At 39.6% G+C, this 12,600-nt stretch carries 11 protein-coding genes; 5 read left to right on the top strand and 6 right to left on the bottom strand.

Annotated features, from left to right (window positions below; translation table 11 throughout):
- Positions 1 to 210 precede the first annotated feature (210 nt).
- The 4 genes from GBI66_RS13475 (at position 211) to GBI66_RS13460 (ending at position 5,756) form a co-directional block, all read left to right on the top strand.
- Positions 211 to 1,599, top strand: coding sequence for a spinster family MFS transporter (locus GBI66_RS13475; protein WP_373885795.1), 1,389 nt, complete (start codon positions 211 to 213; stop codon positions 1,597 to 1,599).
- Positions 1,600 to 1,759: 160 nt separating this feature from the next.
- Positions 1,760 to 2,971, top strand: a complete 1,212-nt coding sequence (locus GBI66_RS13470; protein WP_373885794.1) for an OprD family outer membrane porin — start codon at positions 1,760 to 1,762, stop codon at positions 2,969 to 2,971.
- Between the two features lie 276 nt (positions 2,972 to 3,247).
- Positions 3,248 to 4,534, top strand: a complete 1,287-nt coding sequence (locus GBI66_RS13465) for an acyl-CoA dehydrogenase family protein (protein ID WP_171494315.1) — start codon at positions 3,248 to 3,250, stop codon at positions 4,532 to 4,534.
- Between the two features lie 22 nt (positions 4,535 to 4,556).
- Positions 4,557 to 5,756 (top strand): acyl-CoA dehydrogenase family protein, encoded by a 1,200-nt coding sequence (locus GBI66_RS13460; RefSeq protein WP_151716471.1) that lies wholly within the window; start codon positions 4,557 to 4,559, stop codon positions 5,754 to 5,756.
- A gap of 63 nt (positions 5,757 to 5,819) precedes the next feature.
- On the opposite strand, the gene gorA is transcribed toward GBI66_RS13460, so the two are convergent.
- Positions 5,820 to 7,172: a glutathione-disulfide reductase gene (gorA, locus tag GBI66_RS13455; RefSeq protein WP_151716470.1), complete on the bottom strand. Its 1,353-nt coding sequence runs from the start codon at positions 7,170 to 7,172 to the stop codon at positions 5,820 to 5,822.
- A gap of 157 nt (positions 7,173 to 7,329) precedes the next feature.
- Positions 7,330 to 8,574: an alkane 1-monooxygenase gene (locus GBI66_RS13450; RefSeq protein WP_151716469.1), complete on the bottom strand. Its 1,245-nt coding sequence runs from the start codon at positions 8,572 to 8,574 to the stop codon at positions 7,330 to 7,332.
- 189 nt (positions 8,575 to 8,763) lie between these two features.
- Here GBI66_RS13450 and GBI66_RS13445 point away from each other — a divergent pair, with 189 nt between their 5' ends.
- Positions 8,764 to 9,696, top strand: coding sequence for an AraC family transcriptional regulator (locus tag GBI66_RS13445; RefSeq protein ID WP_151716476.1), 933 nt, complete (start codon positions 8,764 to 8,766; stop codon positions 9,694 to 9,696).
- A 43-nt stretch (positions 9,697 to 9,739) separates the two neighbouring features.
- On the opposite strand, the gene lpxA is transcribed toward GBI66_RS13445, so the two are convergent.
- Genes lpxA through GBI66_RS13425 form a run of 4 tightly spaced genes read right to left on the bottom strand, consistent with a single transcriptional unit; the run spans position 9,740 to position 12,591 of the window.
- Positions 9,740 to 10,528 carry an acyl-ACP--UDP-N-acetylglucosamine O-acyltransferase gene (lpxA, locus tag GBI66_RS13440; RefSeq protein ID WP_151716468.1) on the bottom strand — a complete coding sequence of 263 codons (789 nt, stop codon included), beginning with the start codon at positions 10,526 to 10,528 and terminating at the stop codon, positions 9,740 to 9,742.
- Entirely contained in the window at positions 10,525 to 11,010 is a 486-nt protein-coding gene (gene fabZ / locus GBI66_RS13435; RefSeq protein WP_005152665.1) for a 3-hydroxyacyl-ACP dehydratase FabZ, read from the bottom strand. The genes lpxA and fabZ overlap by 4 nt, the downstream gene beginning before the upstream one ends.
- Positions 11,011 to 11,016: 6 nt before the next feature.
- Positions 11,017 to 12,087: a UDP-3-O-(3-hydroxymyristoyl)glucosamine N-acyltransferase gene (lpxD, locus tag GBI66_RS13430; RefSeq protein WP_151716467.1), complete on the bottom strand. Its 1,071-nt coding sequence runs from the start codon at positions 12,085 to 12,087 to the stop codon at positions 11,017 to 11,019.
- A 3-nt stretch (positions 12,088 to 12,090) separates the two neighbouring features.
- Entirely contained in the window at positions 12,091 to 12,591 is a 501-nt protein-coding gene (locus GBI66_RS13425; protein WP_005212145.1) for an OmpH family outer membrane protein, read from the bottom strand.
- Positions 12,592 to 12,600 lie beyond the last annotated feature (9 nt).

The following is a 12,600-nucleotide window of genomic DNA, read 5'->3' as shown; positions in this document are numbered from 1 at the left end:
AATACTTATCTCTTATTTCCTATAAAAATCATTCTATTTTTTCAGTCAAATTAAAAATTAAGCTTTATTTAAGAATAGCTATTGAATCAAATCCATAAAATAAAATAGACTAAAAATGACACTAAATTATAAAAATAAAATTTATTTAGTATCACTTAATCCTCAGTCATCATAGGAAGATGCAGAATGAATGATAACCACCCAGAAAGTATGCTCAGGAATGAGCAAAAGGCAGAACTATCGCCAGAACAAGTGATTCGTATACATCCTGAGCCGCATTCAGAACACGAGCATTATGGCTACCAATGGTATGTCGTCGTGATTTGCATGCTGGCTTATATTCTTTCATTTGTAGATCGTCAAATTTTATCCTTAATGATCGAACCCATTAAACATGACCTGATGCTGTCTGACACTCAATTTAGTCTATTGCAAGGTCTGGCTTTTTCTTTGTTCTATGCCTTTATGGGCATCCCGATTGCCGCACTCGCTGATAAGAAATCACGGATTAAGATTATTTCGATTGGTATTGCATTCTGGAGCTTAGCAACAGCCGCATGTGGCTTAAGTAAAAACTTTGCTCAGATGTTTCTCGCACGATTAGGTGTAGGTGCTGGTGAAGCTGCATTATCCCCTGCTTTTTACTCCATCGTGACCGATTTATTCCCCAAAGAGAAACTAGGCCGTGCGTTAGGGCTATATGCGATTGGTGCTTTTATTGGCTCTGGTTTGGCTTTTTTAATTGGCGGTTATGTGATTAGTCTTTTAAAAAATGTTGATTCAGTCGTCCTGCCAGTCATTGGTCAATTAAAAACATGGCAACTCACCTTCTTTATCGTCGGGCTTCCAGGTGTTTTACTCGCTTTAGTTATGATTTTAACGGTAAAGGAACCGACACGAAAAGGCTTAAAAGTTGATCAAAATGGGCAGGTAATCCAAGCATCATTTAAAAACTCTATTGCCTTTATCAAAACCCATAAAAAGACCTTCTTTTGTCACTTTATTGGTTTCTCGTTCTATACCATGATGTTGTATTCACTGCTTGGATGGGCACCTGCATTTTACATGCGACACTTTGGCCTAGATGCCAGCCAAACAGGCTATATTCTCGGCAGTATTATTTTGGTTGCAAACACGGCTGGAGCACTATTTTGTGGATGGCTCATCGATTATTTCTCTAAAAAGGGTTATAGCGATGCAGCGATTCGAGCAGGAATGATCGGCTGTGCTGCACTTATTGTTCCAAGTGTGCTGTTTACCCAAGTCGATAATATGTACTTATCCTTTGCCTTAATTTTTGTGGCTATGTTTTTCTCGACCTTTCCGATTCCTGCATCAGCTGCTGCAACTCAAATGCTTACCCCTAATCAATTACGTGCTCAGGTCTCAGCGAAATTTTTACTGGTTTCAAATTTGATTGCCCTAGGTATAGGTACAACCGCTGTTGCGTTATTAACAGATAAATATTTCCAAAATACATTGATGGTGGGTAACTCTATCTCGATTGTAAATGCAGTTGCAGGCTTACTCGGTGTATTTCTGCTCTACAAAGGCTGTAAATATTATCGTGAAAGTATCCAACACGAACAGCTCAGCTAAAAGTTGTTACCTCCCTTCCTTCAAGCTGTATGAAGGAAGGTGCTCAATCTGAATTTTAAAATAATAGCGCCGAGGTATGGCGTACAAAAATTGGATATGGATTATGAATCACGTACATAAATTTAACCCGCTATACTTAAGAGCAGCAATTTTATTCGTCATGCTTGGATGCTCCAGCTCGATAGTTGTTGCAGCTGAAAACAGCCAATCTACTCAGGAAGAGTGGAAATTTACCCTGAAAAATGCCTATATCAACCGCGACTATGACAACCCAAACCTTAAAGATACAGGCAGTTGGTCACAGGCAGCTTCGTTATTTTATACATCTCAACTACATGACACGCCGCTACAAATCGCAGATAAGCCTGTCACGATTGGTGCAGATGCTTCTGTTCAATATGCGGTACGTTTAAGTAAAGACAAGCATGTAGCCGATACCGTCTTACCATTTGACACACAAACCCAATCACAAGCGTCTGATTATTTAAAATATGGAGCAACGCTTAAACTCGGTTACGACAAAACCCTATTCAGTATTGGTGAACTATGGCTAGATCTCCCTGTCACCGCAGTTGATAACAGCCGCCAATTACTCGCTTCTTATTGGGGAGCCAACTTAAAGTCTCAACTCTCTGATCAGCTCTATGCCGAAATAGGCCGAGTCACCAAAGTATCTCCTCGTAATGAAGAAGATTTTCGCAAGTTTTCCTTCACTGCCAATGGCAAAACCGAATATTCCGATGGTTTAAATTATCTGGATTTACGCTATCAGTTCACCCCATCCCTCAAAGCAGAATATTACTTTGCTAATTTAGAAGACTTGTACAACAAGCACTATCTAGGCTTAGACCATACATGGAAGCAGCCAAATTTCAGCCTTAACTCCAAGTTCAAATATTTCAATGCCAAAAATGTTGGCAATAACTTTGATATTGATGCCCAAAATATTGGAATTCTGGAAATGTTAAAAGCGAATAATCAGTCCTTTGGTTTGGGCTATCAGCAGATTATCGGTGAGTCTGCCTACCCGCTACCAGATGGCTTCCTGCCTGAAACCTATTTTATTAACTGGAATGCCACAGGCTTCTTTAAAAAGAATGAAAAGTCTTATCACCTGATGTATGGCTATGATTTTAAGGACTACGTGCCTGGGCTAAATGCGATGGTGAAATATGTCTATGGTCATGATTTTAAAGCAACCAATGGTGAGAAAAATCATGAGACTGAATCCAATCTCATTCTGAACTATGCCTTTCAACAGCCCTATCTCAAAGGCTTTGCACTGCAATACATCCGCATTGACTATGATGTGAAACACGGTAATGACTTTGGCGAGGACCGTTTGTTTGTGAACTATAGTAAACGCTTCTAAGAAGAAATCATGATCACTGGCAGACATTTCGATATGACCCAGTGATCATACAACGATTCAATAACATCAGCAGTCTGTCAGTTTGGTCAATTTTTTTTAATTTCATTTTTTGTTATTTTTTAAAAGTCATTAAAAAACAAATGGATAAAATAGCATAGTTAGTCAAATTACCCTTTATCTTTCTCCAATCGGCATGTCAAACAAGACATAGTCTTTTTCATTGGAGCATGTCAGCATAATTTTACAACCATCCTCTAGGATAAAACCATGTCGAATATGATGAATAAAGCGCAAGGATTTGGGCTATCTTTGATCACAAAAATCGCAGGAAGCGAAGTACTTGATCAACTCAAATTAAGAAAATTTGTAGAGAAATCATTGTATCAAGGTTCTAAAACGGGCTTTAAAGTACTTACAAAAACACAAAAAGCATTTAAGCCACAAGCGATCGATAAACAACGTCTCCCAAATCAGGTCAATAAAAATCTGTTTGATCTCAGTCTGACTGAAGAACAGCAAATGACCGTTGACGCGATGTCACAATTTGCTGAAGAAGTTTTATATGCTTTGGCGCATGATGCAGACCATAATGCCCAGTTTCCAGAACAACTTTGGCAGCATCTAGTCGATTTAGGCTTGAATTACTATGCTTTACCAGAAGCTTTAGGCGGTGTGGCTGCCGAACAAAATATTGTCAGTAATATTCTGATTGCTGAAAGTCTTGCCAAGGGAGATTTTAGTCTAACCGCTGGCCTACTGAGCAGTTTCAGTGTAATTAATGCGATTACGCGTTGGGGTTCAACCCAAGTCCAATCGATGTATTTACCTGTGTTTGCAGAAGATACTGATGTCACCGCAAGCTTTGCTTTTCAAGAAGCAACGCCAGCCTTCAATCCATTCCAGTTAAAAACCACAGCAACCGAAGCCAATGGACAATTCTATATCACAGGTGAAAAAACCTTGGTGGTTCTAGGTGATACTGCGGATGTATTCCTTGTGAGTGCAGAGTTTAATGGTCAGCCTGATATATTCGTGGTGCAATCCAATGAAAGTATCTCCATTCAAGCTAACCCTGCAATGGGATTAAAAGCAGCAGAAACCGCAACACTCCAATTCAATCAGACTCCTGCCTTACGTTTAGGTGATAGCGATTTTGATTACACCGCATTTGTTGATCTTGGCAATCTGATGTGGTGTGCCATGGCTGTTGGGACCTGTGAAGCCATCAAAGCCTACTGTATTAAATATGCCAATGAGCGTACAGCCTTTGGTGAACCTATTTCACATCGTCAAAGTGTAGCCTTTATGATTGCGGATATGGCCATTGAAATCGATGCCATGCGCATGCTGGTGCTTAGTGCAGCAAGCTTGGCAGAAGTAGGCAAACCGTTTCATCGTGAAGCCTATTTAGCTCGCCTGCTCTGTGCAGAAAAATCAATGAAAATCGGTACAGATGGTGTGCAGATCTTAGGTGGTCATGGCTTTACCAAAGAACATCCTGTTGAGCGCTGGTACCGCGATCTACGTGCAACTGCAGTTTTACATTCTGGCTTACATGCTTAATTGACGACCTAAGGAGAATACAATGAACTTACAAAGTCCTAAAAAATTCAAAATGATGGTCGATCAGGCACATGAAGTTGCATTGAATGTACTACGCCCAATCTCACGCAAATATGATAAAGCCGAACATGCTTATCCAAAAGAACTCGATATGCTTGCTTCGTTAATTGATGGTATGAACGAAGGCGGCGAAGGTATTAATGCAGGCGCAGCAGTGGGCAAACGAGGCGAAACTGAATCAGGCAATAAAAATGGCAATAATATGTCAACTGCACTGGGTGTGATTGAAATGTGCTATGGCGATACTGGCCTATTATTGAGTATGCCACGCCAAGGCCTTGGAAATTCTGCTATTGCCGCTGTCGCCAACGATGAACAGTTAGAACGCTTCAAGGGTACTTGGGCGGCTATGGCTATTACAGAACCCGGCTGTGGCTCTGATTCTGCGGCAATTCGTACCACTGCCACTAAAGATGGTGATGAATACATCCTCAACGGTGAGAAAATCTTTGTCACTTCAGGTGAGCGTGCTGACTCTGTGGTGGTTTGGGCAACTTTGGATAAAAAACTAGGTCGTGCTGCAATCAAATCTTTTGTTGTACCAAAAGGTACAGCAGGAATGAATGTCGAACGTCTTGAGCACAAACTGGGGATTAAAGCCTCGGATACTGCCGTAATTAGCTTTATTGACTGCCGTGTTCCTGCTGCCAATTTGTTGGGTAATGCAGAAATTGATGTTGCCAAAGGCTTTGCAGGCGTGATGGAAACTTTTGATAATACCCGCCCACTGGTTGCGGCAATGGCCATTGGTTGTGCCAAAGCCTCTTTGGAACGCATCAAAGAAATCTTTAAAGATCAGCTTGATGCAGACTATAAAACACCATATTTACAGACCTCAAACCTTGCTGCACAGATTTACCGCATGGAAGCTGAATGGGAAACTGCCCGCTTGTTAACGATCAAAGCAACTTGGATGGCAGACAATAAAAAGCCAAACTCTAAAGAAGCTTCAATTGCTAAGGCAAAAGCGGGTCGCGTATGCAATGAGATCACACTGAAATGTGTCGAACTTGCTGCAAGTGTTGGTTATGCTGAGGATGAATTATTGGAAAAATGGGCACGTGACTCAAAAATTTTGGATATTTTTGAAGGCACCCAACAAATTCAGCAACTGATCATTGCCCGTCGCGAATTAGGTAAATCATCAAGTGAATTAAAGTAAGAATTTGATGAGTCAAAAAAAAAGGACGTTGCAATAACGTCCTTTTTTTATCCAGACCATTAACTATCGCATGGTCACGAACTCTTCCGCCGAGGTTGGGTGAATCGCAACAGTATTATCAAAGTCTTTCTTGGTTGCTCCCATTTTCAAGGCAACAGCAAAACCTTGTAAAATCTCATCCATGCCAAAACCGATACCGTGAATACCAACAATTTTTTCATTTTCACCCACACAGACCAGTTTCATCTTGGTTGGCTGACGATGTTGAGTAATCGCACTATACATCGCAGTAAAAGATGAGTTATACACTTTAACCGCCTCCTGACCATATTGCTCAATGGCTTCCTTTTCAGTAATCCCCACTGTTCCGATTGGAGGGTGGCTAAAGACCACAGTTGGAATATTGTCGTAATCTAAATATTCATCTGACTTATGATTAAAGAGTCGTTCCGACAATCTGCGCCCAGCAGCTACAGCCACAGGTGTCAGCTCCATTTTCCCCGTAATGTCACCTACAGCATAAACTCCTTGCTGTGAGGTATTCTGGAATTTATCGACTTGAATATAGCCTCGCTCATCCAGCTGAACATTGGCTTTCTCCAGATTTAAACTCGCAGTATTTGGCTCTCGACCTGTTGCCCAAATCAGACAATCCACTTTATGCGTTTCGCCATTTTCCAAATGCAGTACCACACTACCATCTGTATTTTTTGTAACCTTTTGAGGAACAGCTTGGGTATGTACAGCAATACCATCTGTTCGCATCACTTCGACTAAGGTTTCACTTAAAAAAGAATCAAAGCGTCTTACAGGTAAATCCTTACGAATGAACAATCCAACCTGAGAACCCAAAGCATTGAGCACACCTGCCAATTCCACTGCAATATAGCCCGAACCAATCACAGCGGTGGTTTTTGGTAAAGCACTTAACTCAAAGAAGCCATTCGAATCTATGCCATATTCCACTCCATCTATCTTAGGAAGTGAGGGCTGTGTACCTGTTGCAATCAGGATATGATCCGCCGTAAAGCGATCACCATTAACCTCAATGGTATTTTTATCAATGAAATAAGCTGCACCCTGAATAAGATCGACTTGATTTTTGCTTAGGCTATTTTGATAAGATTGATGAATTCTATCAATATAGGCCTGCCGATTTTTGATTAAAACCTGCCAATCAAATGACTCAACCTTAGTATTAAAACCATAATCAGGACCATATTTCTGAATCGATTCAGCGACATGGGCGGCATACCACATCACTTTTTTAGGAACACAACCGACATTGACGCAAGTCCCACCTATTTCAGATTTTTCAATTAAGGCACATTTTTTTCCATACATCGCAGCACGATTCACTGATGCAATACCACCACTACCACCACCAATCGCAATATAATCATAATGTTTTGTCATCTTTGCCTCATAAACCAATTACAAGATTATTTTAAGTTATACATAGATATACAGTAAGAATATTCAAAATCTGTACTTGGTTAAGCTTTTTATACAAGAAAATAAAAAGGCACTGACGATTGCTCATCAGTGCCCTGCTTTAGGAAAGCAGTTTGGATTATGCTGTAGTCACTGTCTCGCTAGAAACTTCAGTCAGCGACTGATCAACCACACCAAATTTCTTAAACAGTTTTGCACGACGTTTCGGGAAAATATTGGCTTTATTTAAATCACCTTTATAGTGATCAAATACACGTTTATCCATCATTTTTGACCATAGTGGTGGAATCAAAGCTGGCAATAACATACTTGCATAGCCACTTGGCAATTCAGGTGCTTCATCAAAATGACGTAAAGCTTGGAATGGACGCGTTGGGTAAGCGTGATGATCCGAATGACGTTGTAACTGATACAAGAACAAATTGGTCACAATATTATTATTGTTCCAGCTATGTTCTGGCATGGTACGCTCATACTTACCATTCTTATCCTTTTGACGCTTTAAACCATAGTGTTCGATATAGTTAATAATCTCGAACAAACTAATGCCATAGAACGCTTGAGTCGCTAAATAAGGAATAACACCCTTACCAAACAAACCCACCATTGAACCATGAAAAGCTGCACTCATTCCCCAGCCTTGTAATAGTTCATTCTCAGTTGACCAGAATTCTTTACCTTTACGTTTTAGACGATTGGTTTCAATCTCAATTGCAGATTTAAAAGAACCAATCACGGTACGTGGCCAAAACTCATAGAATGTTTCACCCATTTGTGAAGATGCTGGATCTTCAGGTGTCGCAGCACGTTTATGGTGGCCATAAGGATGTTCAATTCGGAAATGGTTATAACCTGTTGGCACTAAGGCTAAATGCGACAGAATATGGTCAATACGATCATGTTTATGGCTTAATTCATGTGCGGTATTAATCGCAATCCCGTTGATTGCACCCATTGAAATACCAAGAAAAATCTTATCAATAAACGATGTTTCTTTACGGCTGGTTAAATAACATGCATAGACATTAGCTGCATATTGTAATGGAATAAAGCTTTTAACCAATCGAGAATAATAAGGGTCTTTTTCAAGTAGTCGAATATCTTCATCCGTTGGATTATTAGCATCTTTACCAATAATGGTATCAATTGTTGGAATCACAATATGCAAAACAATTGGGCCGCCTAAAGCAAAGATTTTCTTCAATGGCCGTGGTGCAAATTGATAACCTGCTAAAATACCAATCCCGATTGCAGGTAAAGCTGGGCTAATCGCCCATAAATAACGTTTACGATCCAACTGAGTTTTTGACTTTGGAATGCTTACTGGCGTAAGTTCTTGCTCAACATTTACTGGCGCATTCATCATCGAATCCATGTCTTTGTATATATAAGTATATTTTGAGGAATTATGAAATTCATGACAGTTGCAAGCGTCCAAAAAAGCTATGTCAAAGTCTTTGGCATCATCCACCCTGTTTTTGTCCTATAAACACATATTGAGTTATTGGCGCAGCTCTCTATAATTTAAATGAATACATCGTTAAAAAATCATATGGATGCTTTAAGTAAAATATTTGCTGATATTCATTTAAATCACACTGAATATATCTACTTGAAAACTCAAGGAGAATGGAGTTTTATCTGCCAAGATCAAACGGCCTTAATTGTTCATATTGTTTTAGTTGGTTCTGTTTTTATTCAAATTGACGCACAAAACTGTTTAACTGCACATGCGGGTGAAATTGTGGTTATTCCATCAGGAAAAGCACATACAGGCGCAGATAATACGATTACTAAACTGGTCGATGCCGTTGATATTTCAAAGCTGTTCGATGGTCATAAAGAAGATGCTATCGAATTCGGTACTCAGTCATCTGAGAAAAACCTCATTCTAACCGTGCGTTGCCAGATTGATACCATTATGGCCCGTCCTTTTATTCAGGCCTTACCTTCAATCATTCATCTCCAACATGGAGATACCAATGCACCTGAATGGCTGCAAATCGGCTTACACTTTCTGGCCTTAGAAACGCAGAATATTCAAGCTGGCCGCGATATCATCATCGATCATTTGGTCAATATTTTATTAATCAAATGTATTCGAGATCATATTCAACAAATCTCAAGTCAACATGGTTGGCTCAGCGCTTTAAATCATCCTGAGCTCAGTAACAGTTTGGCAGCCATTCACAATCATCCTGAAAATGCTTGGACGGTTGAATCATTGGCAGAACAATGTTGTATGTCGCGCTCAAAGTTTGCCAGTCTATTCCATGAAGTGATTGGTGAATCACCTCTCGCTTATTTACAGCAACATCGTATGCGCTTAGCAAGCCAATATCTGCGTAAAAGTAATTATTCAATTCAACAAATTGCCAATAAAGTGGGTTACTCATCAGAAACTGCTTTTAGTCAGGCTTTTAAACGTACTTTTGAGCACTCGCCTAAACAGTATCGGCAACAATTTGTAGAACAGGAAAATTAAGCATAAAAAAAGACACCTCAGTGTCTTTTTTTCAATCTAGCAATTAACGCACAATACCACGAGTTGACTTCTCTAAGGAGTCAATAAACAATTGCGCTTCTGGCGTTTTCACTAGAATTTCACTACGAATCTGTTCAATTGCCTGCTCAGCAGTTAGGCCAGATTTATAAATCAGCTTATAGGCCTCTCTTAAGCCCTGAATGGTATCTCTCGACCATCCTTTGCGACGCATACCTTCAATATTCATACCATAAGCACGCGCTGGGTTACCAGAAGCCATGATATAGGCTGGTACATCTTTAAGAATTAAAGCAGCACCGCCAATCATACTGTAGGAATCAATACGGCAGAATTGATGAATACCAGCATTACCACCGACGATCACGTGATCACCAACATGGACATGCCCAGCAACACCCACATTATTGGCAAAAATATTATGATCGCCAATCACACAGTCATGTGCGATATGCGTATTGACCATCAACAGGTTATGGCTGCCAATTTTGGTCAGGCTATGATCCTGAACCGTTCCTCTATGCAAAGTACAATGTTCCCGAATCGAGTTGTGATCGCCAATTTCTAACCAAGTTTCTTCGCCCTGATATTTTAAATCCTGACAAATTTCCCCAATACTCGAGAATTGAAAAATATCATTATTTTTTCCAATTCTGGTAAATCCACCAATGACAACATGTGAATGCAATTTTGTACCTGAGTCAATACTTACATTTGGACCCACAACGCTATACGGACCAATTTGTACATCAGATGCGATTTCTGCAGACGGGTCAATAATTGCTGTGGGATGTATTAAATTTTGACTACTCATGTCTGCTCAATTTTCTGGTGGGAAATAATAATCTCTGCCGTCGCAGCAACAATGCCATCGACACTAGCAGTACAATTGTACTTGTAAATGCCACGTTTTTGCATCACAAGTTCTGATTTTAAGACAAGCTGGTCACCTGCAACAACTTGTTTCTTAAATCTGATTTTTTCTGCACCAGCAAATAAGAACAGCGAACCTGCTTTCGGCTTTTGATTAGTTAAGACAAAACCCAAAATTCCAGAAACCTGTGCTAATGCTTCAATCATCAGTACACCAGGCATAATTGGATAAGTCGGGAAATGCCCTTGGAAAAACTCTTCATTAATAGAAACGTTTTTATAACCGACAATACTATTCTCAGTAATTTCTGTAACGCGATCAACGAGTAAAAATGGATAACGATGAGGTAAATATTCACGAATCGTAAGAATATCCATGGGTAATTCAGGCATCGTGAATGCAGGTAATGTAGTCTCAGTCATAATAAATTATTTACGTAACTTAAAGGTTGATTCAAGGGACTCTAATTGAGCTTGCATATGATCAAGCCTTTTAGTGATTTGGGTCAATGGCACATCTGCTAATTGTCTGAGACGTACAATTGTCTTTTTCCAATGACTATTTTCAAAAAGTCCCATCCCTGAAGAATACGTTCCAGCTTCAGAAATATTTTTTGTGACCATTGACATCGCGGTAAGAATGACATTATCGGTTATTTCAAGATGTCCAACCACCCCTGAGGCGCCACCCATGATACAGTTTTTGCCAATTTTTGCACTTCCTGCAATTCCGCAATTTGCAGCAATCGCAGTATTTTCTCCAATTTGAACATTGTGAGCAATTTGCACAAGGTTATCAATAATGACACCATCAGCCAGAATTGTATCGTCCAATGCACCGCGATCAATACTGCAGTTAGAACCAATCCGGACATCATTTCCGATACGAACTGAACCCAGCTGCGCAATACGATGCCACTTATTTTGATAAGGTGCAAAGCCAAACCCTTCTGAACCAATCACTGTATTGGCATGAATACGAACACGATCTTTTAATTTTGCAGCACCCGTAATCGTAACGTGTGCATCAATAAAGCAATCTTTACCCACTTCTACATCATCATCAAGGAACGCATGTGCTTGGATAATTGTATTATTGCCTACAACGCAGTTTTCACCAATAACAACGTAATGCCCAATATAAGCATCATCGGCAATAATGGCAGAAGGATGAATTTGAGCACTACGCTCAATACCTCGCTGAGAAATCTTTTTTTCAAACAAGTGCGTTAACATAGCAAATGCTAAATAAGGATTATCAACAACAATAAAATTTTGTTTACTTGCGAGTTGTTGTTTAAGTGCGGCTGTAACGATATATGCACCCGCATGACTCGCTTCTGCTTGTGCTAAATATTTGTCATTATTTACAAAGCAAATATGCTGTTTTTGTGCACATTCAAAACTTGCCAAATCTGAAATTTGGAAATCTTTTTCACCGAAAAGCTCACCTTTGACAAGGTGAGCAATTTCCTCTAAACGATAAGTACGTCTATTCATTGATTATTTAATTGCGTTAACCTTTTGAATCATTTTATCAGTTAAATCATACTGAGCGTCAGAGGCTATCGTAGAATTTTTATTCAAAATGAAGTCAAAGTTGTTTTCTTTACGCAATTGTTCAGCAGCTTGCTTCACGCGAGATTCAAAAGTTGTATTCATTGCTTGTAAGCTTGACTGAACTTTGGTCTGTAAACCTTGTTGAGTGCTATTAAACTCACTTAACTTCGACTGATACTGAGCAGTGAGCTTTTGGATATCCGCCTGATTCATTTTTTGACCATCAGTCTGTGCTTTTTGCTGTAAAGACTCTAACTCTTTACCCAATTGCTCAAGTCGAGTTGAAGTAGGTTTTACTGACTGAGTAAGACTCGCATTTTGTTGTTTTAGATAAGTACTGCTTTCAACAACTTTAGCCAAATCAACTACAGCAAGACCAGCAGCATTTACAGTTGCAGAAACCGTAAACCCTAAACCTAACATCAACATTGTTAATTTTTTCATTATTGCATC

Origin of the sequence: Acinetobacter sp. TUM15071 (assembly GCF_008980925.1) — a bacterium.
GTDB classification, from domain to species: Bacteria; Pseudomonadota; Gammaproteobacteria; order Pseudomonadales; family Moraxellaceae; genus Acinetobacter; species Acinetobacter dispersus.
Note: the sequence above shows the minus strand (reverse complement) of the source record. Positions and strands in the feature narration are given on the sequence as shown.

What these genes read in the sequence shown, in the direction of transcription:
- GBI66_RS13475 (WP_373885795.1), top strand. Translation starts at nt 211, where the DNA reads ATGCTCAGGAATGAGCAAAAGGCAGAACTATCGCCAGAACAAGTGATT.
- GBI66_RS13470 (WP_373885794.1), top strand. Translation starts at nt 1,760, where the DNA reads ATGCTTGGATGCTCCAGCTCGATAGTTGTTGCAGCTGAAAACAGCCAA.
- GBI66_RS13465 (WP_171494315.1), top strand. Translation starts at nt 3,248, where the DNA reads ATGATGAATAAAGCGCAAGGATTTGGGCTATCTTTGATCACAAAAATC.
- GBI66_RS13460 (WP_151716471.1), top strand. Translation starts at nt 4,557, where the DNA reads ATGAACTTACAAAGTCCTAAAAAATTCAAAATGATGGTCGATCAGGCA.
- gorA (WP_151716470.1), bottom strand. Translation starts at nt 7,172, where the DNA reads ATGACAAAACATTATGATTATATTGCGATTGGTGGTGGTAGTGGTGGT.
- GBI66_RS13450 (WP_151716469.1), bottom strand. Translation starts at nt 8,574, where the DNA reads ATGAATGCGCCAGTAAATGTTGAGCAAGAACTTACGCCAGTAAGCATT.
- GBI66_RS13445 (WP_151716476.1), top strand. Translation starts at nt 8,764, where the DNA reads ATGGATGCTTTAAGTAAAATATTTGCTGATATTCATTTAAATCACACT.
- lpxA (WP_151716468.1), bottom strand. Translation starts at nt 10,528, where the DNA reads ATGAGTAGTCAAAATTTAATACATCCCACAGCAATTATTGACCCGTCT.
- fabZ (WP_005152665.1), bottom strand. Translation starts at nt 11,010, where the DNA reads ATGACTGAGACTACATTACCTGCATTCACGATGCCTGAATTACCCATG.
- lpxD (WP_151716467.1), bottom strand. Translation starts at nt 12,087, where the DNA reads ATGAATAGACGTACTTATCGTTTAGAGGAAATTGCTCACCTTGTCAAA.
- GBI66_RS13425 (WP_005212145.1), bottom strand. Translation starts at nt 12,591, where the DNA reads ATGAAAAAATTAACAATGTTGATGTTAGGTTTAGGGTTTACGGTTTCT.